At 46.0% G+C, this 24,921-nt stretch carries 25 protein-coding genes, 1 riboswitch and 1 other annotated feature; of the genes, 15 read left to right on the top strand and 10 right to left on the bottom strand.

The window, feature by feature from the left end; genetic code table 11:
- Positions 1-40: 40 nt before the first annotated feature.
- Positions 41-454, bottom strand: coding sequence for an H-NS family nucleoid-associated regulatory protein (locus RJ47_RS15795; RefSeq protein WP_005470435.1), 414 nt, complete (start codon positions 452-454; stop codon positions 41-43).
- A gap of 555 nt (positions 455-1,009) precedes the next feature.
- A riboswitch (Lysine riboswitch) is annotated at positions 1,010-1,191 on the top strand.
- Positions 1,192-1,304: 113 nt separating this feature from the next.
- On the opposite strand from RJ47_RS15795, the gene tet(35) reads away from it, so the two are divergent.
- From tet(35) to hisIE, 9 genes are all read left to right on the top strand, one after another.
- Positions 1,305-2,906 carry a tetracycline efflux Na+/H+ antiporter family transporter Tet(35) gene (gene tet(35) / locus RJ47_RS15790; protein ID WP_005470493.1) on the top strand — a complete coding sequence of 534 codons (1,602 nt, stop codon included), beginning with the start codon at positions 1,305-1,307 and terminating at the stop codon, positions 2,904-2,906.
- 176 nt (positions 2,907-3,082) lie between these two features.
- Positions 3,083-3,219 (top strand) — a sequence feature (His leader region).
- A 55-nt stretch (positions 3,220-3,274) separates the two neighbouring features.
- Complete coding sequence (hisG, locus tag RJ47_RS15785; protein ID WP_038189418.1) at positions 3,275-4,171, top strand: ATP phosphoribosyltransferase; 897 nt, start codon at positions 3,275-3,277, stop codon at positions 4,169-4,171.
- A 5-nt stretch (positions 4,172-4,176) separates the two neighbouring features.
- Positions 4,177-5,487: a histidinol dehydrogenase gene (hisD, locus tag RJ47_RS15780; protein WP_039485067.1), complete on the top strand. Its 1,311-nt coding sequence runs from the start codon at positions 4,177-4,179 to the stop codon at positions 5,485-5,487.
- 12 nt (positions 5,488-5,499) lie between these two features.
- Positions 5,500-6,540: a histidinol-phosphate transaminase gene (hisC, locus tag RJ47_RS15775; RefSeq protein WP_039485064.1), complete on the top strand. Its 1,041-nt coding sequence runs from the start codon at positions 5,500-5,502 to the stop codon at positions 6,538-6,540.
- A 70-nt stretch (positions 6,541-6,610) separates the two neighbouring features.
- Positions 6,611-7,684: a bifunctional histidinol-phosphatase/imidazoleglycerol-phosphate dehydratase HisB gene (hisB, locus tag RJ47_RS15770; RefSeq protein ID WP_039485061.1), complete on the top strand. Its 1,074-nt coding sequence runs from the start codon at positions 6,611-6,613 to the stop codon at positions 7,682-7,684.
- A 26-nt stretch (positions 7,685-7,710) separates the two neighbouring features.
- A complete protein-coding gene (hisH, locus tag RJ47_RS15765) occupies positions 7,711-8,325 on the top strand; it encodes an imidazole glycerol phosphate synthase subunit HisH (protein WP_005450758.1) in 615 nt (204 codons plus the stop codon).
- A gap of 12 nt (positions 8,326-8,337) precedes the next feature.
- Positions 8,338-9,075, top strand: a complete 738-nt coding sequence (hisA, locus tag RJ47_RS15760; RefSeq protein ID WP_039485059.1) for a 1-(5-phosphoribosyl)-5-[(5-phosphoribosylamino)methylideneamino]imidazole-4-carboxamide isomerase — start codon at positions 8,338-8,340, stop codon at positions 9,073-9,075.
- Positions 9,057-9,830: an imidazole glycerol phosphate synthase subunit HisF gene (gene hisF / locus RJ47_RS15755; RefSeq protein ID WP_004749837.1), complete on the top strand. Its 774-nt coding sequence runs from the start codon at positions 9,057-9,059 to the stop codon at positions 9,828-9,830. Before hisA ends, hisF begins: the two co-directional genes overlap by 19 nt.
- On the top strand, positions 9,827-10,462 hold the full coding sequence (gene hisIE / locus RJ47_RS15750; RefSeq protein ID WP_038214838.1) for a bifunctional phosphoribosyl-AMP cyclohydrolase/phosphoribosyl-ATP diphosphatase HisIE: 636 nt from the start codon (positions 9,827-9,829) through the stop codon (positions 10,460-10,462). Before hisF ends, hisIE begins: the two co-directional genes overlap by 4 nt.
- A gap of 102 nt (positions 10,463-10,564) precedes the next feature.
- On the opposite strand, the gene RJ47_RS15745 is transcribed toward hisIE, so the two are convergent.
- Positions 10,565-11,773: a putative manganese transporter gene (locus RJ47_RS15745; RefSeq protein ID WP_039485047.1), complete on the bottom strand. Its 1,209-nt coding sequence runs from the start codon at positions 11,771-11,773 to the stop codon at positions 10,565-10,567.
- A 184-nt stretch (positions 11,774-11,957) separates the two neighbouring features.
- On the opposite strand from RJ47_RS15745, the gene RJ47_RS15740 reads away from it, so the two are divergent.
- Together RJ47_RS15740 and RJ47_RS15735 are read left to right on the top strand one after the other, a co-directional pair.
- Positions 11,958-12,863, top strand: a complete 906-nt coding sequence (locus tag RJ47_RS15740) for a manganese-dependent inorganic pyrophosphatase (RefSeq protein WP_038189393.1) — start codon at positions 11,958-11,960, stop codon at positions 12,861-12,863.
- An 87-nt stretch (positions 12,864-12,950) separates the two neighbouring features.
- Entirely contained in the window at positions 12,951-13,331 is a 381-nt protein-coding gene (locus tag RJ47_RS15735; RefSeq protein ID WP_039485045.1) for a DUF2750 domain-containing protein, read from the top strand.
- Positions 13,332-13,364: 33 nt separating this feature from the next.
- Here RJ47_RS15735 and RJ47_RS15730 read toward each other — a convergent pair whose 3' ends face one another.
- The 8 genes from RJ47_RS15730 to pspF all read right to left on the bottom strand — a co-directional run bounded on the left by RJ47_RS15730 (position 13,365) and on the right by pspF (position 22,083).
- The gene (locus tag RJ47_RS15730; protein ID WP_231565964.1) at positions 13,365-14,954 is read right to left on the bottom strand and encodes a hypothetical protein; all 1,590 of its coding nucleotides are present in this window, start codon (positions 14,952-14,954) and stop codon (positions 13,365-13,367) included.
- Positions 14,941-15,723 (bottom strand): DUF2927 domain-containing protein, encoded by a 783-nt coding sequence (locus RJ47_RS15725; protein ID WP_039485042.1) that lies wholly within the window; start codon positions 15,721-15,723, stop codon positions 14,941-14,943. Before RJ47_RS15725 ends, RJ47_RS15730 begins: the two co-directional genes overlap by 14 nt.
- Positions 15,724-15,730: 7 nt before the next feature.
- The gene (locus RJ47_RS15720; RefSeq protein WP_005470433.1) at positions 15,731-16,516 is read right to left on the bottom strand and encodes an ATP-binding cassette domain-containing protein; all 786 of its coding nucleotides are present in this window, start codon (positions 16,514-16,516) and stop codon (positions 15,731-15,733) included.
- Positions 16,513-17,526 carry an oligopeptide/dipeptide ABC transporter ATP-binding protein gene (locus tag RJ47_RS15715; RefSeq protein WP_005470366.1) on the bottom strand — a complete coding sequence of 338 codons (1,014 nt, stop codon included), beginning with the start codon at positions 17,524-17,526 and terminating at the stop codon, positions 16,513-16,515. The genes RJ47_RS15720 and RJ47_RS15715 overlap by 4 nt, the downstream gene beginning before the upstream one ends.
- On the bottom strand, positions 17,526-18,413 hold the full coding sequence (gene sapC / locus RJ47_RS15710) for a putrescine export ABC transporter permease SapC (protein WP_038189384.1): 888 nt from the start codon (positions 18,411-18,413) through the stop codon (positions 17,526-17,528). Before sapC ends, RJ47_RS15715 begins: the two co-directional genes overlap by 1 nt.
- Complete coding sequence (locus RJ47_RS15705) at positions 18,400-19,362, bottom strand: ABC transporter permease (RefSeq protein ID WP_038138643.1); 963 nt, start codon at positions 19,360-19,362, stop codon at positions 18,400-18,402. Before RJ47_RS15705 ends, sapC begins: the two co-directional genes overlap by 14 nt.
- Positions 19,362-20,975 carry an ABC transporter substrate-binding protein SapA gene (sapA, locus tag RJ47_RS15700; RefSeq protein ID WP_039485269.1) on the bottom strand — a complete coding sequence of 538 codons (1,614 nt, stop codon included), beginning with the start codon at positions 20,973-20,975 and terminating at the stop codon, positions 19,362-19,364. Before sapA ends, RJ47_RS15705 begins: the two co-directional genes overlap by 1 nt.
- A gap of 115 nt (positions 20,976-21,090) precedes the next feature.
- Positions 21,091-22,083 (bottom strand): phage shock protein operon transcriptional activator, encoded by a 993-nt coding sequence (pspF, locus tag RJ47_RS15695; RefSeq protein WP_039485040.1) that lies wholly within the window; start codon positions 22,081-22,083, stop codon positions 21,091-21,093.
- 219 nt (positions 22,084-22,302) lie between these two features.
- Here pspF and pspA point away from each other — a divergent pair, with 219 nt between their 5' ends.
- The 4 genes from pspA to RJ47_RS15675 all read left to right on the top strand — a co-directional run bounded on the left by pspA (position 22,303) and on the right by RJ47_RS15675 (position 24,921).
- Positions 22,303-22,971, top strand: coding sequence for a phage shock protein PspA (gene pspA / locus RJ47_RS15690; RefSeq protein WP_005470571.1), 669 nt, complete (start codon positions 22,303-22,305; stop codon positions 22,969-22,971).
- Between the two features lie 168 nt (positions 22,972-23,139).
- Complete coding sequence (gene pspB, locus RJ47_RS15685) at positions 23,140-23,373, top strand: envelope stress response membrane protein PspB (protein ID WP_005470370.1); 234 nt, start codon at positions 23,140-23,142, stop codon at positions 23,371-23,373.
- Complete coding sequence (gene pspC / locus RJ47_RS15680; protein ID WP_005470343.1) at positions 23,366-23,755, top strand: envelope stress response membrane protein PspC; 390 nt, start codon at positions 23,366-23,368, stop codon at positions 23,753-23,755. The genes pspB and pspC overlap by 8 nt, the downstream gene beginning before the upstream one ends.
- A 134-nt stretch (positions 23,756-23,889) precedes the next feature.
- The gene (locus RJ47_RS15675) at positions 23,890-24,921 is read left to right on the top strand and encodes an efflux RND transporter periplasmic adaptor subunit (protein ID WP_038138639.1); all 1,032 of its coding nucleotides are present in this window, start codon (positions 23,890-23,892) and stop codon (positions 24,919-24,921) included.

The raw sequence follows: 24,921 nt of genomic DNA, 5'->3' as shown, positions 1-24,921 counted from the left end.
AAAAAAGCGCCATGAAGGCGCTTTTTTGTTGTTACTTATTTTAGATTAGGAAATCGTCTAGTGATTTACCTGCATCTAATTGTTCTTGAATTGCTGAAGGTGTACGACCTTGGCCAGTCCAAGTTTTTTCTTCGCCATTCGCATCGGTGTATTTGTACTTCGCAGGGCGAGGCGCACGCTTTGATTTCGCTTTAGTTTTTGCTTTTGAGTCACCAGCAAGCGCAGAAATCAATGCTTCTACATCGATGCCATCTTTTGCGATTTGCTCTGCAATAGCCGACAGTTTAGCTTCTTGCTCAGCTGCTGCCGCACGTTCTGCTTCTTCTGCTTCTCGGCGTTCTTCTACAACTGTCGTCAATTTTTCTAGTGCTTCTTCCAATTGTTCCAGTGTTAATTCACGAGAGAAAGCACGCAAGCTGCGAATGTTTAATAGTGTTTTTGTTAGTTCCGACATATTTAAATCTCACTTTTATAAGGAGTGCCTAATATGAAAGATAATAATCCTGAAAAATGGATATTACAATATATAGAATGTAAATTTAGTTAAATCCTGACAAATATAATTCATCGCAGAAGATTTGTATTTTTTTACGCAAGTTTTCGTGACCTAGTTTAGTTTTTACTGGCTGGTTTAGACCATATTGATAAATAATCAACTCATGATTAAGTATTTAGTTTCATATATTGAAAACTGTTTCTAATTTAAGAATAAACAAATCGTCAAAAAATAGTCGGCGACAAACATTTGAATTTTTAGGTGCCACATTATTAATGTCTATTTTAGATACTTACCAAGGTCGTCATTCTTTAGTTGTATGAGATGGTATGCAAAGAATGTCTATGCACAAAAGTTGGAAGGTTAATCTTTCCGGCATAAAAATATTTTTAACAATAAATCTGGCACGATGTATTGAAAAGAAGTGTGACTTAAGTACAATAAGCGGAACCTAATGCATTATGCTGGTTAAATTATTGTTAAAATGACTTTTCGATAGTTTAAAGTTTCAGCATGTGCGGTAGAGGCGCGGAATAAATAAGTAATGCTTGTTGGGGTGATGCCAATGAACAAGTAGGAAAGGTTATTTCGCCGAAGTGGGCTATCAAATCAAAGATGCTTGCTGGGGTTACACTCGAAAGGGGTAACACTGCCATAGTCTATAATTTGTAAAACTATGGAGCGCTACTGTAGGGCTGGGTAAGCATTCGCTTGCCTGTCGCTTATTTTTAGTTAATTGTTTGGAAATGAGTTCCATCAATTAGTCTGCAGTAGATCTCTAACCATTTATTACTGGTTTTTGAAGATCATGAATTTAATTGATTTTGCATCATCTCCTTTATCTCTTTTGCCTCCTTTAGTGGCGTTGAGTCTTGCTATTGTTACGCGTCGCGTACTTGTTTCTCTAGGTGTCGGTATTGTTCTTGGTGCTGTCTTGCTTAATGACTACTCATTAGGTAATGCGCTTGGATATGTTGGCTCTACTGTATCTAGTGTGTTCATCGAAGACGGTGGGATTAACACTTGGAACATGAGTATTGTCGGCTTCCTATTGTTGCTCGGTATGATGACTGCGCTGTTAACACTGTCGGGTGGTACTCGCGCTTTTGCTGAGTGGGCGCAGACACGCGTGAAAAGCAAACGTGGTTCTAAGCTTTTGGCTGCGTTTCTTGGCGTGTTCATCTTCGTCGATGACTACTTTAATAGTTTAGCGGTAGGGGCAATCTCTCGACCTGTTACTGACCGTTTCTACGTGTCTCGCGCTAAGCTCGCTTATATCCTCGATTCTACAGCGGCACCTATGTGTGTGATCATGCCTGCGTCTAGCTGGGGTGCTTACATCATGACAATCATTGGCGGCATTCTTGTCTCACACGGCATTACAGAATACTCGGCATTGGGCGCATACTTGCGTTTGGTTCCGATGAACTTCTACGCAATCTTTGCGCTATTGATGGTATTCGCTGTGGCTTGGTTTGGCTTAGATATTGGCAAGATGCGTGACCACGAGATCGCTGCGTCTCAGGGCCGAGGTTTTGACAAAGACCAAGAAAATGATACCGAAGAAGCTCATGAGCTGAACGAAGAGCTAGATATCCGTGAAAGCGAAGGCGGCAAAGTGTCTGATCTTGTTTTGCCGATCGTTTTCCTAATTATTGCGACGGTTGCGTCAATGCTTTATACCGGTGGTCAAGCGTTGGCTTCAGACGGTATTGAGTTCAATCTATTGGGTGCGTTTGAGAATACTGATGTTGGTACCTCTTTAATTTACGGTGGTTTGGTTGGCCTAGCGGTTGCTCTATTCACGGTATTCAAACAAGGTATCGCCGCATCGGAAATTGGCCGTACACTTTGGATCGGTGCTAAATCAATGTTTGGCGCAATTCTTATCCTAGTCTTCGCATGGACAATTGGTTCTGTTATCGGCGACATGAACACAGGTAAATATCTGTCAACGCTTGCGCAAGGCAATATTAACCCACATTGGTTACCTGTAATCTTGTTCCTATTGTCTGGCTTGATGGCATTCTCGACGGGCACATCATGGGGTACGTTTGGTATCATGTTACCAATCGCGGGTGATATGGCTGGCGCAACCGATCTTGCGTTAATGCTTCCGATGCTCAGTGCTGTTTTAGCTGGTTCGGTATTTGGTGATCACTGTTCACCAATCTCAGATACGACCATTCTGTCTTCGACAGGCGCACGTTGTAATCACATTGATCACGTTGCGACTCAGCTACCTTACGCGTTGTCTGTTGCAGCCGTATCCTGCATTGGTTTCATCACATTGGGTATGACGGCATCGGTCGGTATTTCGTTTGCCGTCTCGTCTGTGGCGTTTGTAGCGGTTTGTGTATTGCTATCTGTCCTGTCCAAATCGAAAATGGCCAGTTGTCAAAATGCTTAACTGAGCAATAGTGCATCATGTTTAAAAGGGAGCTTCGGCTCCTTTTTTAATTGTCATATACAAATGGAAAAAAGTTTAAATAAATGGTTGAAAAATGTTTACACCTTAGTTAGTGTGGATATCAACAAAGCGAACACGAAGAGCTATATAAGTATGCGTCCAACAGTAATGAACATTCATCACCATCATCACCCAGTCTAGTCTTTCGGGAGATGCGCGCATACCCGGGAGGCAGGAAACTCCCGGAGGCTAAAATCGTAAACTACAAGATTTAGAACCCTCGGGAGACCAACTCTTCCGAGGGTTTTTTAGTATTCGATTAACGTAAAATTTCATAAATTTCAAATATTTGCACAGGGATTACAGCAATGCAAACACAACGCCTAAGAATCGCAATTCAGAAAAAAGGTCGCCTCAGCAAAGAGAGCCAAGCTCTACTTAAAAAATGTGGCGTGAAGTTCAATGTTATGGGTGAGCGATTAGTTGTTCATTCAGAAAATATGCCAATTGACTTGCTGTTAGTTCGTGACGACGATATTCCAGGTCTGATTATGGATGGCGTGGTTGACCTAGGCTTCATTGGCGAAAACGAACTGGAAGAAGTTCGTCTCGATCGTAAAGCGTTGGGTGAGCCGTCTGAATTTGTTCAACTTCGTCGTCTTGATTTCGGTGGCTGCCGTTTGTCTATCGCAATCGACAAAGACGAAGAGTACAACGGCCCTCAAGACTTAGCTGGTAAACGTATTGCCACAACTTACCCGCAGCTATTAAAAGCTTACATGGATGAAGCGGGCGTTCCATTCTCAACATGTATGCTGACAGGTTCAGTAGAAGTTGCCCCTCGCGCGGGTCTTGCTGATGCCATTGCTGACTTAGTTTCTACTGGTGCAACGTTGGAAGCGAATGGCCTTAAAGAAGCTGAGATCATCTTCAAATCAAAAGCGACACTGATTCAACGTACTGGTGAGTTCGACGCAGACAAAGTCGCGCTAATTGAAAAGCTCCTGACTCGTATGCAGGGCGTACAGCAAGCAAAAGAGTCTAAGTACATCATGCTACACGCGCCAGCTGAGAAGTTAGACCAAATCAAAGCATTGCTTCCTGGCGCAGAAGACCCAACGGTATTACCGTTGTCTGCTGACAAGCAAAAAGTTGCGGTTCATTTGGTAAGTACTGAAAACCTGTTCTGGGAAACCATGGAACAACTGAAAGAACTGGGTGCGAGCTCAATTCTAGTACTACCAATTGACAAAATGATGGAGTAACGGCAATGAGAACTGTTGTATGGCAATCACTCAGTGAAACGCAACAAGACGCGATTTTGGAACGCCCAGCGATTAGCGAAGGGGCAAATATTACCGCGTCAGTTGCCGAAGTTATTGCGAAGGTTCGCGAAGAAGGTGACGCTGCGCTTTTTGAGCTGACTGAAAAGTTTGACCGTGTAACTCCAGATTCGCTAAGAGTCTCTGAGCAAGATGTGACAGCGGCCTGTGGTCGTTTGTCTGACAATATGAAAAAGGCGTTGGATCAAGCGTACTCAAACATTGCTAAGTTTCACAAAGCGCAGAAGCCACAGCCAATCAAGGTAGAAACTCAACCGGGTGTACTTTGTGAACAGGTAACACGCCCAATACAAAAAGTGGGTTTGTATATTCCTGGTGGCAGTGCGCCACTGCCATCAACGGTTTTAATGCTTGGTGTTCCGGCAAAAATTGCAGGTTGTCGTAAAGTAGTCTTGTGCTCACCACCACCAATTGCCGATGAAATTTTATATGTTGCAAGACTGTGCGGCATTGATGAAGTGTACAATGTCGGTGGTGGACAGGCGGTTGCTGCGATGGCTTACGGTACAGAGACCGTATCGAAAGTCGACAAGATCTTTGGCCCGGGCAACGCTTACGTGACGGAAGCAAAACGTCAGGTAAGTAATGATTTCCGTGGCGCAGCCATTGATATGCCTGCAGGTCCATCAGAAGTGCTAGTGATTGCCGACGAAACCGCAGATGCAGACTTCATAGCGGCGGACCTTCTAAGCCAAGCAGAGCATGGCCCTGATTCTCAAGTGGTGTTGGTCACACCTTCTCCTGTGATTGCCGATCAAGTGACAGACGCGGTTCAACGCCAGCTTAAAGAACTGTCTCGTGCAGATATTGCTGAAAAGGCGTTGGCATCGAGTTTGATCATTATCTCTGAATCTCTGACTCAAGCGGTTTCTATCTCGAATTACTACGGTCCTGAGCACTTAATTGTTCAAACTAAGAACCCACGCGAGCTTCTACCTTTATTAGATAACGCAGGTTCTATCTTCCTTGGTGATTGGTCGCCTGAATCAGCAGGTGATTATGCATCGGGCACCAACCACGTTCTTCCTACTTACGGTTACACACGCACGTATTCAAGCTTAGGTTTGGCGGACTTCTCGAAACGTATGACGGTTCAAGAGCTGTCTGCTGATGGCCTAAAGAACCTTGCACCAACGGTGGTCACCATGGCGGAAGCGGAAGGCTTGGATGCACACAAACGTGCAGTGACTATTCGTACTGAAAAATTAACCCGCGTAGAAAAATTGGCAGCGAAGTAAGAGGGTAATGAGATGGAAAAGCTAGCGCGTAAACAAGTCCAAAAACTTACCCCTTATTTATCGGCTCGCCGAATCGGTGGTACCGGTGATGTCTGGCTAAATGCCAACGAATCACCATTCAACAATGAATATACAACAGACTTTGCCCGTCTTAATCGTTACAGCGAATGTCAGCCAAAAGAGTTGATTTCCGCTTACGCAGCGTATGCGGGTGTGAAACCAGAACAAACGCTGACTTCTCGCGGGGCAGATGAAGGCATTGAACTACTTATTCGTGCATTCTGTGAGCCGGGGGAAGATGCGATTCTTTACTGTCCACCAACTTACGGTATGTACGCCATTAGTGCCGAAACCATCGGTGTTGAGCGCAAAACCGTACCACTGACGTCAGATTGGCAACTAGACCTTGCAGGTATCGAAGCCAATCTGGATAACGTGAAACTGGTTTTTGTATGTTCGCCAAACAATCCAACAGGTAACTTAGTTAAGCGTGAGGACATTGTGTCTCTGCTTGAGATGACAAAAGACCGTGCAATCGTGGTGATGGATGAAGCGTACATCGATTTTTGTCCAGAAGCGTCAACGGTAGACCTACTGGCGCAATACCCGAATCTTGCGATTCTGCGTACTCTGTCGAAAGCTTTCGCGCTTGCTGGTCTGCGTTGTGGATTTACGCTTGCGAACGAAGAGCTGATTAATGTACTTCTTAAAGTTATCGCACCTTACCCAGTCCCGGTTCCAGTGGCAGAAATTGCGACTCAGGCGCTTTCGGAAGCTGGTTTAGCGCGAGCGAAGTTCCAAGTTCTTGATCTGAATGCAAACCGTGCTTACTTGCAAGTTGGTCTTTCAATGATTCCGGGTTTGGAAGTGTTTGAAGGGTGGGGGAACTACCTATTGGTGAAATTCCCAGATGGCGATGATCTTTTCAAAGCGGCTTGGGATACGGGCATTATTTTGCGTAACTCGCCAATTGAGAACTGTGTACGTATCAGTGTTGGTAACCGCGACGAGTGTGAAAAAACGCTTGGATTTATTAGAAACTACTACGCATAAGTAGAGACAAATTAATCGCTCTCGCTTAATTGCGGGAGCGCCAGAAGAATAGCAATAAGGAAGTTCCCGAGTGAGCAAACAACAAAAAATCCTTTTTATTGATCGTGATGGCACCTTAATTGTTGAGCCGCCGATTGATTTTCAAGTAGATCGTTTAGACAAACTAAAACTAGAGCCATTTGTTATCCCAAGCCTGTTGTCGTTGCAGGATGCAGGATACCGCTTAGTGATGGTAACGAACCAAGATGGTTTGGGTACCGACAGCTACCCACAAGAAGATTTTGATGCACCACACAACATGATGATGGAGATCTTTGAATCTCAAGGTGTGAAGTTTGATGACGTGCTGATTTGTCCTCACTTCGATGAAGATAACTGCTCTTGCCGTAAGCCTAAACTGGGCTTGGTAAAAGAGTACCTTCAAGGTGGCAAAGTTGATTTTCAAAACTCCGTTGTGATTGGCGATCGTCAAACCGATCTTCAACTTGCAGAAAACATGGCAATTCGTGGCATTCAATACAACCCAGAAACCATGGGTTGGAAACAGATCCTAAAAGATCTCACGGTGAAGGCTCGCGGTGCTGAAGTGGTTCGCACCACAAAAGAAACAGACATCAAAGTATTCGTTAATCTTGACGAGCAAGGCGGTAATGACATCTCAACGGGTCTTGGTTTCTTCGACCACATGCTGGATCAAATTGCGACGCACGGTGGATTCCAAATGGTGTGCAAAGTGGAAGGAGACCTTCACATTGATGATCACCACACTGTAGAAGATACCGCTCTTGCTTTGGGTCAGGCATTGAAAGAAGCACTGGGTGACAAACGTGGTATTGGTCGCTTTGGTTTCAGCCTGCCAATGGATGAGTGCTTGGCACAATGTGCACTGGACCTATCTGGTCGTCCTTACCTTAAGTTCGACGCGCAGTTTAGCCGTGAGCAAGTGGGTGACCTTTCAACAGAGATGGTGGTTCACTTCTTCCGTTCTTTGACTGACACATTAGCGTGTACGCTGCACCTGTCTTCTGCGGGCAACAATGATCACCACATCATTGAAAGCTTGTTTAAAGCGTTTGGCCGTACGCTACGCCAAGCAATCAAAGTAGAAGGCACTGAGCTACCAAGTAGTAAAGGCGTACTTTAAGGCTAACGTTAGCAAGGAGAAAAACAGTGACAGAACAGAAAGTTGTCATTATCGATACTGGCTGTGCCAACGTCTCTTCGGTGAAGTTTGCTATTGAACGCCTAGGTTATGACGTAACGATTTCAAAAGATCCACAAGTTGTATTGGCGGCTGACAAGCTATTCCTACCGGGCGTGGGAACCGCCAGTGAAGCGATGAAAAACCTAGAAGAGCGTGACCTAATCAGCTTAGTAAAACAGGTAGAGAAGCCGCTACTAGGTATCTGTTTAGGCATGCAACTGTTGGGCAAAGTGTCTCAAGAAAAAGGCCAGAAAGCCGACGAGTTAGTCGAGTGTCTTGGACTTTGTGACGGTGAAGTGAAGTTGCTACAGACTGGCGACTTACCGCTGCCGCATATGGGCTGGAACACGGTGTCTGCAAAAGCAGGTAACCCACTATTCAAAGGTATTGAAGAAGGTGAGTACTTCTACTTCGTGCACAGCTTTGCGATGCCAGTTGGGGATTACACGATTGCTGAATGTGAATACGGCAACCCGTTCACAGCCGCAGTACAAAGTGGCAACTACTACGGTGTGCAGTTCCACCCTGAGCGTTCTTCAAAAGCGGGCGCGAAGCTTATTCAAAACTTCTTAGAATTATAAAAGGGATTTAGTGTGATTATTCCAGCTCTTGATTTAATTGAAGGACAGGTGGTTCGCCTTTATCAAGGTGATTACGGCCAAGTAACCGAGTACAAAGTCGACCCAGCAGAGCAGTTCAACTTGTACCATCAAGCGGGTGCAAACTGGCTACACCTAGTGGATTTGACTGGCGCGAAAGACACAACAGCGCGTCAGCTTGATTTGATTGCAAAGCTACTAGCAAGCACGCCAGCGAACATCCAAATCGGTGGTGGTGTGCGTACAGAGCAAGACGTGATTGATCTGTTAGAAGCCGGTGCACAGCGTGTTGTAGTCGGTTCTACAGCAGTAAAACAACCAGAGCTTGTGAAAGGTTGGATGGAAAAATACGGCGCAGAGAAAATCGTTCTCGCGCTAGACATCAACATCGACCAAGACGGCACGCGTAAAGTGGCGATCTCTGGTTGGCAAGAAGACTCAGGCGTGACCATCGAAGCTCTAATCAACGATTACTTAACGGTAGGTTTGCAGCACGTGCTTTGTACGGACATTTCTCGTGACGGTACGCTAGAAGGCTCAAACGTAGAGCTTTACGCCGACCTATGTAAACAGTACCCACAAGTGCAGTTTCAATCTTCAGGTGGCATCGGTTCATTAGCAGATATCGAAGCGCTAAAAGGCAGCGGTGTGGCTGGTGTGATTGTTGGTCGTGCGCTGTTAGATGGTAAGTTCACAGCAGAGGAGGCATTTGCATGTTGGCAAAGCGAATAATTCCATGTCTTGATGTTCGTGATGGACAAGTAGTGAAGGGCGTGCAGTTCCGTAATCACGAGATCATTGGCGACATCGTTCCTCTTGCGCAGCGTTATGCTGAAGAAGGCGCTGACGAGCTTGTGTTCTACGATATTACCGCTTCAAGTGATGGTCGTGTCGTCGATAAAAGTTGGGTCGCTCGCGTTGCAGAAGTGATTGATATTCCGTTCTGTGTGGCTGGTGGTATTAAATCAGCGGAAGACGCAGCGCGCATTCTTGAGTTTGGTGCAGACAAAGTGTCTATCAACTCACCTGCACTGGCGAATCCTCAGTTGATTACTGACCTTGCTGATAAGTTTGGTGTGCAATGTATCGTAGTTGGTATCGATTCATACTACGACAAAGAGACAGGTAAGTATCAGGTTTACCAGTTTACTGGCGATGAAGAACGCACCAAAGCAACCCAATGGGAAACGCGTGATTGGGTGCAAGAAGTACAAAAACGCGGCGCTGGTGAAATCGTGCTGAACATGATGAACCAAGACGGCGTGCGTAACGGCTACGACATCGAACAACTGAATATGGTGCGCGAAGTATGTAATGTACCGCTGATTGCATCGGGTGGCGCGGGTGCCATGGAGCACTTTGCGGAAGCCTACCAAAAAGCCAATGTGGATGGTGCGCTTGCCGCGTCGGTATTCCACAAACAAGTCATCAATATTGGTGAACTAAAGCAGTATTTGAAACAACAAGGCATTGAGGTACGACTATGAGTGTGAAAGCCGCCGAAGTAAGTTCGCTAGCTGAGCGAATCAACTGGGAAAAGGTGGATGGTCTGGTACCTGCCATCGTACAAGATTTCCAATCAAGCCAAGTGCTGATGATGGGTTACATGAACCAAGATGCGTTGGCAAAAACGGGCGAAACAGGTCAAGTGACGTTTTTCTCTCGTACCAAAGAGCGCCTTTGGACCAAAGGGGAAACTTCAGGCAACGTATTGCAATTGGTGAACATTCAGCTTGATTGCGACAACGATACGCTATTGGTGAAGGTGAATCCCATTGGTCCAACTTGCCACACTGGAACGACGACTTGTTGGGATGGAGATCCGCAAGAGGAGTCACAAATGGTGTGGCTTCATCAACTTGAGCAGCTATTGGCTGCCCGCAAGAGTGCCGACCCAGATTCCTCTTATACTGCCAGTCTTTATGCCCGTGGCACCAAGCGTATTTCGCAAAAAGTGGGCGAAGAAGGCGTTGAAGTCGCGCTTGCGGCGACGTCGGGCGATAAGGCGGAGTTAGTGTGTGAATCGGCAGACTTGATTTATCACTTAATGGTATTGCTTCAAGACCAAGGCCTATCGATGAATGACGTAGTGAATAAACTGAAAGAGCGTCATAAATAACCACGTTTAAAGCAACTACTCATAGAGTACGAATGCGTCATTAGATATGTAAACGCCCTCAGTTGAGGGCGTTTGATTTTAATGCTTTACAATAAACTTGCGTTATATTTCGAATAAGAAGTAGTAGCCGTAGCCAACGATAAAAGCAGGTATAGCGGAATAAATTGTCGCGACAAGTGCTGCTTTAGGGGCAAGAGCTATAGCTGGGAATAAGGCGTCACCATCATTTGAAATGGCGTTGGCAAGTTGTGCCGAGAGAGGGGCAGCGCCTGCAATATAAAGACTGGTGACCAATATTTGAGGGCCACAGCCAGGTAACAGGCCAATAGCAACGCCCATTAGAGGCATCCACATTCCCCATCCTGAGAAGCTCGCTGCCAAGTCGATGTGCCCAAAGAAAGCAATCAGTTCAAAAGCCATAAAGGCGAGGATTACCCATGCTGTGACGAAGTTTGTGTCTTGCGCGGCTTTTTGTAACGGGTGAGAAGAAACTTGCTTAGTATCCTCAGAAACAGTCGATTCGTAGTCCTTGATCTCTTTGGTCAGCGACCAAAGCAGCATGCTCGTGATGATTAAAACTGCGCCAATCCATTCAATTGTCCCGGCTGGAAGTGATAGTAGTTCGTTTACATCCACTTGGAATGACCCAAGCGCGGCGATGATAGTCGCGGGAACGATCAACCATTTCCAAAATGCGCCTTGGAGATTAATCGCCTTTCTCTCTAGCTTGTTTTGTTCACTGGCGTTTTGACATGAAAATCGCTCACTAATAGATTTCAACTCTGGGCGTAAAAAGTCATCGTTGTGGATAGCGTTGACGGCCCAACCAGATACACATCCGACAATAACGCCAAGACCAACGACGGCAAATCCCACGTCAGGTTTGCTTGCCAGCAACAAGAAGGCCGCGTCGCCCATTGTGGAAGTTAACACCGCTACAATTGCGCCAAATCCGACTCGACCACTTACAAACTGGGTGGTCACAATGATCGCACCGCCACACCCGGGTAAGGCCCCGAGTAACGCAGCAAACATAACCTGGTATCGTCGAGAGCTTTGATAAAGAGTCACCACCTTGCTTTCTTTACTCATTAAAAGCGATAAGTAATGGTAAAGGGTTAGGGTAAAGGCGACATACGCGGAAACGGCCCAAAACGCGTCAGAAAGTGTGTTGACGGTCAGTTCGCTTGTTGTCCCATTTGCGACAAGGGCAATCAACGCAACCGGCAAGAATAAGCGTTTGTAAGCGGGCTTAAACTGTGAAAACGAAAGCCAGGCAGGGGCAATTTGAGAGAGTCTAAGTGAGTCCATAGTGATATCAATGCAAATGATAATGATTCTCAAATATAGTTAAGTGAGAATTATTTGCAACAAAAAGTTGAAAGAAACAGTTTTCTTTTTGCTAACCCATGACAAATCTCAAAATTCAGGTAAAGTAACGCCTTCGTGAGTAATTTGCCCTGAACGGGCCTATTTTAGTCGTATAGGAAATAAGATGATTCTAGTTGTAGGTCACAAGAACCCTGATAGTGATAGTATCTGTAGTGCGCTTGTAGCAACTGAGCTACTGAAAGCGCGTGGTGTTGAAGCAATGCCAATTCGCCAAGGCGAAATCAACCGTGAAACGCAACACATTCTAGAAGTTGCGGGCGCTGAAGTTCCTGAACTTCGCACGTCTGTAGCGGGTGAGAAAATTTGGTTGGTAGACTACTCAGATCTTGCACAAGCTCCGGATGATGTGGCTGAAGCTGAAATCCTAGGCATTGTTGACCACCACCGTCTGGGTGACGTTATGACTGTTAACCCAATGGAAGCTTGGATTTGGCCTGTTGGCTGTACAAACACTGTACTATTCAACATGTTCAAAATTGAAGGTCACGAGATTACGCCTCAGATCGCTAAACTAATGATGTCTGCAATCCTTTCAGACACAGTAGGTTTTGCATCTCCGACTTGTACTCAAAAAGACAAAGATGCGGTTGAAGAACTCGCTAAAATCGCTGACGTGTGCGATGTTGACGCCTTCATCAAAGATCTTCTCATCGCAAAAACAAACATCGAAGGTCTATCAGCTGCTGAACTAGTAGAAAAAGACCTGAAAGGCTACCCATTCAACGGCCGCGATGTTGTTGTAGGCCAAGTTGAACTTGCAACTCTTGAGCAAGTAGATGGCATGATTGATGCACTTGAAGCAGACCTAGAGCGCCGCTGTGCTGAAGAAGGTTTAGCGTTTGCTGCTGTTATGCTAACAGACATCACTACGGCGCAAACTCGTCTACTATACAAAGGTGAGTGGGCTGAGAAGCTAGTGAAGCATGAAAAAGATGGCATGCTTATGATGGAAAACACACTAAGCCGTAAGAAACAAGGTTGGCCTTGGCTACAAGGTGAGCTTGCATAAGCTGGCTATTGTTTGAATTACTCAAACGCCCACAGTTTCATACTGTGGGCGTTTGTTTTTTTAGCTAATCAATTCGTGGAGAGGCTGATGTCTGAATCACTTTCACAAGATCAAATCGCAACAGTTAATAAAATGCGCGCGGAAGAGCGTTTCAGCTACTGCATTAAAGAAATCGCTAAGCATCGCAAAGTATGGATCCTTATTGATGAACATGGCTGTGTGATGCTTAACACGGAAGATGAAGACTGTGTACCTGTGTGGCCACATGAAGAGTTTGCAAATCAGTGGGCAACAGGTGAATGGGAGCATTGCAAAGCGGAGTCTATCTCTACAGCAAAATGGTTCAGTCGCTGGACTTACGGCTTAGAAGACGATGAGCTTGCTGTTGCTGTTTTTCCAAACAACGAGGAAGAAGGTGTCGTTCTTTATCCTGACGAGTTTGAATTCGAACTCAAAAAGCGCGGTTAATCTTCCCTTAGACCAAGTAACAGTCAACTTGGTCTAACTCTTTTCTCTTCTCACATAAACAGTCCAGTTGCTCTCGGGCGTGGTATAGGTGTTATCGCGTTCGTAATGTTGAAAAGCGTCCGCGAATTCCGGGTATTGACTAAAGTGTTCGATAAAATCAAAGCCTTTAGGGTAGCGCAGCAGCTGTTCTGACTCTTCTACCAAAATGACTTTAGGCTGATTGCGTTGGATATCTTCCGTCACGATTTGGCTAACCAATTGTAAACGTTGTTGGTTCTCTTCACTTTCTGGGTGCTTTAGCGATTCGGGTAACGGCCAAAGAACGGGGAAGCGACCTGCCCACTTTTGTTCAAGATGGATCGCAATCGGGTGTCCGACAAATAATCGAGCGCTAAATGCGTACAACTGTTCACCTGGCTGCGTCACTTCGCTGACCGCGTTGTAAACCACGTGATAGGGGTTATGCTCAATGACTTTTTCAGGTGCGTAGCTGTGCTTGGCTAGGAGTTGTGTTGCCGCCGTTTCATAGTCCACTCTATCGATATCAATAAAATGAAATTGTCTCAAGAACACTAGGATGGCGCTAAAAAATAGAAACTGAGCGAGGCGCTTTGTCGAAAATCTTTGACTTAACTCGCCAGCCGCATAGAGCCAACTGCTGATAGAGACAATACCAAGCAGAGCAAATACCAGAACTAAGTGATAGCTGAATCCAGCTCGGCCAAGCACGTAGGCAACAAACGCGGCTGCCAATGTGACATAGAGACAATCTATGGTTTGGGGCGATTGAGTTGCGTGTCGTAAGTAACGATAGGGTAAGTAGGAGACCACGGCCAAAAGAGCCACACGAGTGAGCAGGCTATAAATCGGCTCAAAATAGGCAATGTAAGTCTGTTTAGCGAGGGGGGCGACGTTATCGAAATAACTCGGGTGGGCAAAGTATACGTAAGTTATGTACGTAGCGCCCAGCAAGCCTAGGTACAGGTTTTGCCATCGAAACAGCAAGGACAATCGACGTACCGTCCATAGGTAGTAGATATCGAGCAACACAAAAATAGTCACATACTGAGGTTTCAAGCAGACACTAAGACCTGCGAGCGTCAATGTTAGCCATTGGATGGCAACAGAGCACGATTGATTCTGTATGCGGCACAAAATCATGCACAAGTATGCGATCATTGCTGCGGCGATGATGTGTTCGCGCTGCAAGAATGCTGCTGGTAGGACAAAAACAAGGCTTAGTCCTATTGCTGCTATCCAGATGTATGGCTGACGAATGGGCAGCTTAACCACGTAATAGTGGCAGAGTGCGGTTATCCCAAGTAAGTAACCAATCATCGATATCCGCAGTGAAGAGACAACGCTCCAATCGCCCAAATAATAAGGTACTAAGAAAAGCCGATAGATATATACGATCAACGGCGGATTGATTTCAAAGTATTGAGTATACAGGTCACCGGGTTGGCCATAGAGTGCCATCTGCGTCAGAAAGGCAACATCTGCATTTAAGAAATAATGCGTCTGGCTAATAAGTGAATGCAGCGCCCCAACAAGAATTACGCTCCAAGCAAGGATTGACCATACCTTGTAATTCGGTTGCGACTGATGATTAGTTTCCAACAAGCTGATAAAGCTCCCCTGAATTAGCTGTAGCGACGGCTTTGCCCAAGACGCCCTGTTTTTGATAGCGGCGCAGTATTTTTCTGACGATAGGTCTGGCTTGCTCAGCGTTCATCCCGACGGTTAACTCTGGTTCGTACAGCAATTGAAGTAAGACAACATCTAACGGCGACAGTAAGTCTTCGGGTGTTTCGTCATTGAAGATTGATGGGAATGCACTCTCTGCATCATTTGGAAGCCCCATCACTTGGGTTATCTCCTCAACAATACAGGCAAGCAGTTTGCCGTGGTTGCGAGCTTGATCGACGGGAATGATAATAGCTGCTGACGTGATAGCGCCAGAGCGAGAATCTAGGCGATAACCTGCTTTGCATATCGCGCCATGCATATTGTTTAATGCAGATTTGCCAAGCTCTTTTTCAACATCTTTACGCCACTGAGACTCGCGAGTGAATATCCAGCTAACATTCGCTTGGCTACGAATGCTGACTCTAGTTATTGGAACGCCAGTCAGCTGAGAAAGGTGCGTTAAGTGTGCGTTGGTAAGCAGGTCATGAAGTTCTTGATCGCCAACTTGATGGTTAACCCAAATCTTGATTGGTTGGTTCCATTTAACCAGTTGCCAATTGCCAGAGTTGTACTCGCGCTTTAGTGCTACATCGACAAAAGCGCGTTCCACAAATTCAGGATCAAGCCAAGTGCGATTTTGAGGGTAATTCGCGTACACGCTGCACGCGAACACACCACATATCAAGAGAGCTATCCTTAGCATAATCGTGCTACTTAAAGCAGGTCGATTTATTGAAATGGCTTTCTACAAGTCGTTGGGTGACGATGTGTTCAGGGCAAGAGAGTACCTGCTGAGTATCGCCACTTTCCACCACTTCACCCTCATGCATCACCATTATTTTATCCGTGATGTGTTTCATGATTCCAATGTGCTGCGAAACGTAAACGAAGGAGACACCCATCTCTTCTTGTAGCTCAAGGAACAGGTTAATGATCTGCGAACGCATCGCCATATCCAATCCGTTTAGCGCTTCGTCGGCGACAATAATGGAAGGTTGCAGAATGAGTGCCCGCGCCAAACAGACCCTCTGTTTTTGGCCCGTTGCCAACATTTGTGGGTAAAAATAGGCGTGCTCAGGGAGTAAGCCGACGCGAAGTAAGGTGTCCTTAACGCGTTTCATGCGTGCTTCGGGAGGCATGCTGGTGTTTCGTTTTAGAGGGCCTTCCAGAATTCGCCCAATTTGAATTCTCGGGTTGAGCGACGTGTTCGGGTCTTGGAAGATCATTCGAATCAACTTGCAGCGCGTTTCGTAATCTTTGTGCGACAGAAGCTCACCATTGACTCGGATCTCGCCCTGAGTGGGTTCCACTACACCTGCAAGCATTCTTGCTAACGTCGACTTTCCAGAACCGTTTTGGCCAATAAAACCAATGGTTTGTCCTGCCTCTAAGTCAAAACTGACAGGCTTAACCGCTTGGTGAACTTTTTTACGAAACAATCCAGAGCGCGTAGTAAACACTTTGGAAAGATCAGTGACTTCTAATAGAGCACTCATGCTTTTTTCTTCTCCCTCTCTTTTGGAGAGTGATTGAGTGGGAAGTGACAAGCAAATTTATGATTTTTGATTCGTCTCGTCATAGGGATTTCGACACATTGTCGCTGTGCATACGGGCAGCGGGGACCCAAACGACACCCAATGGGTAAATGCTGCAGTGGAGGTATGGAGCCCGGCAACGACTGTAGCTTCTCTTTGTGAGGAATCCAGTCGTTAAAGTCAGGCATCGCTTTCAGTAGTGCAACAGTATAAGGGTGTTTGGGTTTTTCGAGAATCTTCTTCGTGTCAGCAGATTCAACGGATTGGCCGCAGTACATCACCGTGATTCGATTTGCCCACTGAGTGATCGTTGTCAGGTCATGACCGATTAGCATGATCGACGTGTTGTGAACCTGATTCATTCGACTCAGCAGACGCAGAATTTGCGATTGAGTAATCGGGTCTAAATCGTTTGTCGGTTCATCCGCGATCAGCAGTTTAGGTTTCGCTGCGATGGCCATCGCAATCATCACCTTTTGACACTCACCGTCGGTCAGTTCATAGGGGTAGCTACTCATCAACTGACGGTGGTTTTTGATACCGACTTTATGCAGTAGGGCAATCGCTTGTTTTTTACGCCACTTAAAACGCTCCCACCATTTCCCTTCGAATGATTTCGATGGTATGGCCTCGATAAGCTGCTTTCCAACTTCCTCAGACGGATCTAAACAAGTGGAAGGCTCTTGGAAAATCATGGCAATATCACGCGCAATGACGCGTCTGCGTTCTCGTGGGGTGAGTTGCAATAAGTCAATGTTGCCAAGTCGCATACGATCGGCTGTCACTTTCCAGTTGTCCTTACAGACGCCAACAATGGCTTTCGCGACTAAGCTTTTGCCTGAGCCCGACTCGCCTACAAGACCGCGAATTTCGCCTTCATTTAAGGTCAGGCTCATGCGATCGACCGCTTTCATCATCCCTTGCGGGGTTTCGATTTCTATCGTCAGATGTCGAATATCAAGTAAAGGCATTATTCGATTCCTGCATTAAGGGCTTGGCGAACACCTTCACCTACAAGGTTGATGGCAATCACTGTAAACATAATCGCAAGTCCGGGTAAGGTCACGGTCCAAGGCGCAAGGTAAATCAACTCAACAGAGTCTCCAAGTATTGCGCCCCATTCGGTACTTGGTGCCTGCGCACCAAGGCCTAAGAAGCCTAGCGCGGTAATATCTAAGATAGCAATTGATAGCGCGAGGGTGACCTCTGATGCAATGACCACCAATATATTTGGCAGTATTGAGTTCCACAGCAAGTAGAAGTCGTTGGCGCCATCAAGTCTCGCCGCCATGATGTAGTCTTTTTCTACTTCTGTATGAACCGCGATATAGACGGAGCGAACAAAACGTGGAATGAGTGCCAAGCAGATGGCGAGCAGAATATTGAACTCACCGAACCCCAAAAAGGCGACAAAGATGATCGCTAGCAAGAGTGAAGGGATCGACATCACCGTATCCAACAGGTGGTTCAAAATGCTCGAAACCAGACCTTTTGTCATCCCGGCAAGAATACCGATCAAACAGCCGACAGTACCCGCAATCAAGGTGATAATCACCGCCGCTCCGAAGGTGAGCTGCGAACCGCCAATCAGGCGCGAGAGAATATCTCTACCGAGATCGTCAGTCCCTAAAAAGTACTCGACGGTGCCCGCTGGGTTCCAAGAGGGTGGAATGAGTAGTTCGCCCGATTGCGCTTGCGGATCGTGCGGGGTGATCCAAGGTGCAATTATGGTAATGATGACAATCAATCCCAAGCACCACAGACCAAACATCGCAAGATTGTTGGATCGATAGCTTCTCCAGAACCGCTCAAATTGAGTCGGGACCTGCTCTTCCTGATAAATGTTATCGGTTAGCATACCATTCCTTCCTCACTAACGGGTTGATCATCGCGCCGATCAAGTCAGACAAGATATTTGCGGTCAAGACTAGCGTGGCCACGACAATTACGCCGGCTTGAATGGCGACGTAATCTTGATTTGAGAGCGCATCGAGCAGCCAGCGTCCGATACCTGGCCAGTTGAAAATAGACTCGGTAATGATTGCCAAGGTCAACATACTTGATAGCTGCACGCCAATCTTGGGAATAATGGGTGGAATGGCATTTCTCATCACATGCTGAGTGACGATTTCTCGCGTCGATAAACCTTTGATTCGGGCTGCGCGAATGTAGTTTTGCCCCATCACTTCTGCTACTGAAGTACGCATTAAGCCGATGACCTGAGTGGTCGGCGCGAGCGCAAGCACTAGGCAAGGTAGAATCAGATGCTCTATGACACTCTGTAATGCGTGGGCACGGTATGGACCCTCGGCAAAGAACGCGTCGATGATGGCGAAGCCCGTCACGTGATCAATTTGATACAGCAAGTCATAACGGCCAGCGACAGGAAACAACTCAAAATGGAGTGAAAACGCCATAATCATCAGCAGTGCGACCCAAAATAGAGGCGCAGAGTACCCAGACATCGAGGTGAATGAGATAAGCGTATCAACCCATTTTCCTTGTTTCATGCCCGCGATAGTGCCAATAGGGATGCCAATTAGCAGCGAAATAACAAACGCGATAAAGCACAGCTCAAGGGTAGCAGGAAACACGACCGCGAGCTCATCAGCGATCGGAACGCCATAGTGATTGACGCCGAAATTTAGCTGCATCAACTCACCTAGGTAGGTTAACCAACCCGGCCAAAAATCTTGCAGTGCCCAAACCGAATCTGGAGCTAAACGTAAAATGCTAAAACCAACCATGGTCAGAATTAACATTGTAATAATGAAAAGGTTAAGTCGCCTTACGGTGTAAAGAAACATTATCTGACCCTCTCTACATTATCGAAAGGCTGCGCGTTAAACGGGCTCACTTTAAATCCTTGCAATGAATGATGCTGCGCCTGCAGTTGCATTCCGTGATTGAGTGGAATGACAGGGACTTCTTCACTCAAAATATTTTGGGCTTGTTTGTATAGGTTTAAGCGGTATCGCTTCTTATCGACTTCTAGTGCGAGGTCGAGTAAAAAATCGAAATCTGGATTACACCAACTCGAGACATTGAGCCCGACACGTTTTGAGTCACATGAGAGCAATGGTCGGAAAAAACTGTCAGGGTCACCCGTATTGGCAATCCAACCCGTTAAATAGAGATCCACGCTCTCATCGAGTTCAGTACGATTAAATCTGTCATCGGTCATAAGGTTCAGCTTTATACCCACATCCGCGAGGTTAGCTTGAATAAGTTCGGCTGTTTTGCGTGGGCTAGGGTTGTAAGCTCTTGGCTCTAAAGGTACCGACATGGTTAGCTCTAAGCCCTTGCTGTATCCTGCCTCGCGAAGCAATGCGATTGCGTAATTGCGGTCATAGCGAAGCTGGGTGGTATCTTTTTGATACGCCCACGATGAAGGTGGAAGCACAGAATAGGCTTGGCTGCCTGTACCGTAATAAACGGAATCGAGGATGTTTTGCCTGTTAATCGCGTAACTGAGTGCTTTACGGACTCTTGAATCATTCAGCGCAGGATGAAGGGTATTGATGGCCACAAATGAAATGTTCATCGCAGGTTTAGCCGTCAGCTTAATATCATCTCGTTGCTCAATGACAGGCAGTTGGCTTGATAACGGCGCGTTGAGAATATCGCACTCTTCCCTAAGCATCTTGGCTAATGTGCCAGTTCCGCGATTTGAGATATCAAATACGACTTGCTTCATTTTGGCTTTGCCTTGCCAATAGTCGTTGTGTCTTTTTAGTCGAATCAAGTCATTAATTTGGTACTCGGACAGGTAAAACGGACCGGTACCAATCGGGTGAGAGTCCATCATCCCTTTCTCGTCACGCAGCTCTAACTGGCTGCCATATTCTTTTGAGTGAATCACCGCGTGGCTGGTTGCGATGTTGGACAAAAAAGAGTTATCTGGTCTACTCAGAGTGAAACGGACTTGGTTACGAGACAAGGCAACAACATCAACCAATAAGTTTTGAAAATCGATGCCATTGAACCAAGGGTATAACCCACCGCCTACGTAATGAAAGGGGTGACTAGAATCGATAATGCGACGAAAGCTGAAGACCACATCATCTGCGGTTAATGGACGAGATGGTGTAAACCATGCTGCGGACTGGAACGCAATGTTGTCTTGAAGTGTAAACGTATACTCCGTCCCAGATTTATTTACTGTCCAACTCTTAGCGATGTTTGGAACGGGCTCGAACGTTTCAGGATCAAGGGTAAGCAAGGTGTCGAAAAGTTGTGGACTGAGAGTCTCAGGTGTTATGCCACTGTCAATCAATTGCGGGTTAAATGTCTCCGGCCCGCCTTGACCACAATAGACAAACCCTTGTTGTCGAATTTTATTGTGGTCGATGGCTTCGCCACAGCCAGGTAACAGGCTGAAGCTAAATATACCAAGTGTAAGTTGTAAGAATGCTTTCATAGAAAGATTAACTGCTGAAGACAAGCACAAAGGGATCTCCAATTGTGCCTTATTCTGCCACCCGTTTACCATCAATAATTACGTTAAACCTCAGTAAACCTTAACTTATGTCATGTTACTCAGACTGAGTTAGGTTGTATTTGCGCACCATGCCTCTTAGCTGGTGATAACTTAAGTCTAGCAATTGAGCCGCTTTCCTTTGATTGAATTTCGCTTCTTCCATGGCAGCATTGAGAATTTTCAAGTCTTGTTCTTCTTGCCATTGCTTGTAATTAAGCGGAAAGGTTATGGTGTCACTGCTTATTGATAGCTCGCTCTCCGAGCCCGATTCTGGCTCTGACCAAGTATTGGCGAAGGGGTCGAAAATCATGTGAGAGATAGGCTCGTCTTGCTGCCCATGTTGATAGACGGCTCGCTCGATAACGTTTTTTAGCTCACGGACGTTACCTGGCCACGCGTAGTCTAATAAGCTCTGCTTTGCATCTTCACTAAACCCGACAAAATACTCGAACCCGAGTTCACGACACATTTTAATTGCGTAGTATTCGGCGAGAAGCAAGATGTCTTCCGTTCGTTCGCGCAGAGGTGGAAGTTGAATGACATCGAAAGCAAGCCTGTCGAGAAGGTCGGCACGAAACTCCCCGTTGGTAGCCATTTCTGGAAGGTTGGCATTGGTGGCACACACCAAACGTACATTCGCGTTGAGCAACTGGTGCCCACCAACCCGCTCATATTGACCATATTCAATCACTCGCAACAATTTTTCTTGAACGAGAAGTGGGGCGGTTGCGAGCTCGTCTAGGAACAAAGTGCCATTTTCTGCGCGCTCAAAGCGACCTTTATGCCTGCCTTTTGAGCCTGTAAAGGCGCCTTGTTCATGACCGAACAACTCAGAGTCAATAAGCCCCTCACTCAATGTTGAACAGTTCAAAGAGATAAGAGGCTGATCCCAACGTTTAGATAAATAATGCAGACGCTGTGCGATGAGTTCTTTTCCTGTTCCGCGCTCTCCAATAATCAGGATAGGGCGCTCAATCGCTGCAAGTTTTGATACTTTATCCAGTACCGCAAGGAAAGCGGGAGACTCACCAATCAGGTTTTGTTGCATGACTTCACTCCGTTGGTCAAATTTACCTAAAGTTGGCTAAATTCATCATACATTGAATCAGGTTGCAAGTTGATATTTGTTAAGTTTATGATTTTTAATGAATAAAAAGTTGGCACACATATTGGAATAGCTAAACCAACATACAGAGTTCGATGATGACTCAAACCCCAATGACCACTATCGGCCTAAGTGCCAACATATAAAATGAGGAGCTGTGCTATGGGTATTTTTTCTCGATTCGCAGATATTGTAAATTCAAACATCAGCGCACTACTGGATAAAGCGGAAGATCCAGAAAAGATGATTCGCCTTATCATTCAAGAAATGGAAGACACCTTGGTTGAAGTGCGTACTAACTCGGCAAAAGCGATTGCAGATAAAAAAGAGTTGGCACGTAAAGTGGAAACTTTGGAAGATCAAATTACGCAATGGCAAACCAAAGCGACATTGGCGTTGACCAAAGAGCGTGAGGACTTGGCTCGTGCAGCATTGATCGAGAAGCAAAAGCTGCAAGATGTCTTAAAGGGTCTACATACTGAGCAAACGCTTGTTGAAGAAACTATCGATAAGCTAACGGGTGAAATTGGTAAGCTAGAAACTAAGATCACGGAAACCCGAGCTAAGCAGCAAGCATTGGCTATTCGCTCTCAAGCTGCGTCAAATCGTCGCGATGTGCAAAAGCACCTTCATACTGCTCGTACGTCAGAAGCGATGGCGAAATTCGAGCAGTACTCGAGAAAGATTGACGAGCTTGAGGCGGAAGCGGACGTTTATTCCAAAACCGGCAATGCGAAATCGCTTGATCAAGAGTTCGCAGAACTTCAAGCTCAAGATGAAATTGAACAAGAACTGGCCAAGTTAAAAGAGCAGATGGGCGAGAAGAAATAATCCGTCGCATTCTTTAACTCAAATAAATGTGCACCGATCTCGGTATTGAGGTTTCACTGCCTGAGCTTGATACTTAGATTGGTGACTTAGGCTTAATTGTTTTATCTAAATTGTCAGTCGGTTGTCTATGGAATCAATCTGATTGAGCGCTATCAGTAGGAGTTGTTTATGTCGACATTTATTATTGCCGGGCCATTGATTGTTTTTTTGATCTTTGTCGCCCCCTTGTGGCTCATCTTACACTATCGCAGTAAGAAGAAAGCGGCAGGTGGATTATCAGAAGATGATTTCCAACGCTTGCAATCTTTGTCAGAGAAAGCTGATCAGATGCAAGATCGTGTTAACACGCTAGAAAGAATTTTAGATTCAGAGGCGCCTGAATGGAGACGTCGCTATGAGTAAACAAGAGCTTTATCGTGATACTGATAATGGAAAAATTGCTGGTGTTTGCGCAGGGTTGGCCAATTACTTCGGATTGGAGGTATGGTTAGTACGAATCTTAGTCATATCCGCCGCGTTACTTGGTGGTAGTTTTCTTGTGTTACTCGCGTACGTTGCATTTGCATTTATGATCGAGAAACAGCCGCCAAACTACGTAGAAGCGATGAAAAGCAAACAAGAACACAAGTTGAAAAGTAAACCTTGGACTCAGGGTCAAGCGCCTGATGCGTTGCTGACGACGCTCGAAAATGATTTTTCAACGCTTGAAACTCGAATTCGCGCCATCGAGGCGTATGTCACATCCGATACGTTTAAGGTAAATCGCGAGTTCAACAAGCTGTAAGTCGTTTATGAGACTTAGTCGCGTTTTCTTTTAGCAAATTATTAATTTTAATAAGTTTTTACCACCCCTACTGTGGAAGTCATCAATCCAATCATCTATCTTTGTTGTAAATTGTGATAACTGGATGATTGGACATGCAAAAATCAATGCTGCTTCTCGCCATAGCTGCGTCACTCAGTGGCTGTGGTAAGGAGCTTCCACCCGTACCTGAGCCGGATTCTCGGCCTGCGAAACTCTTCACTATTTCAGTCGGCAATGCCACTTTTGAACGCCATTTTCCAGCCACTTCTGAAGCCGGTGATAAAGCAGTTCTTGCATTTAGAGTACCTGGTCAGCTTCAAACCATTGATGTTGTTGCCGGGCAACGGGTCAAAAAAGGGGATGTGCTTGCGTCTCTAAACCCTGATGAGTACACCCTGTTGGCGAAGCAGGCAGAGGCTCAATTTAAACTTGCCGATGTTCAATACCAACGCTACAAAAAGTTAAGAAAAGATAAAGTGGTTTCCGAGCAAGATTTTGATCAAGCTAAAGCCAACCACAATTCCGCGCGAGCAACCCTTGAGCAAGCAAAAGCGAACCTCAGATACACCAAGTTGGTCGCGCCGTATGATGGGACAATCTCACTCGTTCCCGCAGAGAATCACGAATACATAGCCGCGAAGTCTGGCGTGTTAAACATTCAAACCAATCAGTTGATGAAGGTGATTTTCCAGCTCCCCGATCACTTGTTAAGCCGATTTTCTACTGGGATTAACCTAACGGCGACAATGACTTTTGATGCCTTTCCGCAAAATACCTACGATCTGACCTTCCAAGAGGTTGATACTGAAGCCGATCCCAAAACTGGCTCTTACAAAGTCACCATGATCATGGAGCGTCCTGAAGATACTGGGATCCTACCTGGTATGGCAGGGTCGGTTCACGTCGCGGTCGAATCTACAGGCGCGACTCGTATTCCGGAAGCCGCTTTGTTTGAAGAGCAAGGAGACACCTTTGTTTGGCGTGTTGACGACCAAGGTATTGTTTCCAAAGCGGCGGTTGAACTGAACGATAAGCGACAAGTGGAAAGCGGTTTAGCCGATGGCGAGAGAATTGTCGTGTCCGGAGTGAGTGGTATTGAACCGGGAATTAAAGTTCGCGAATGGATCAAAGAGCGAGGTCTGTAA

Origin of the sequence: Vibrio sinaloensis (assembly GCF_000808535.1) — a bacterium.
Taxonomy (GTDB): domain Bacteria; phylum Pseudomonadota; class Gammaproteobacteria; order Enterobacterales; family Vibrionaceae; genus Vibrio; species Vibrio sinaloensis_D.
This window is presented reverse-complemented; position numbering and strand designations above follow the sequence as displayed.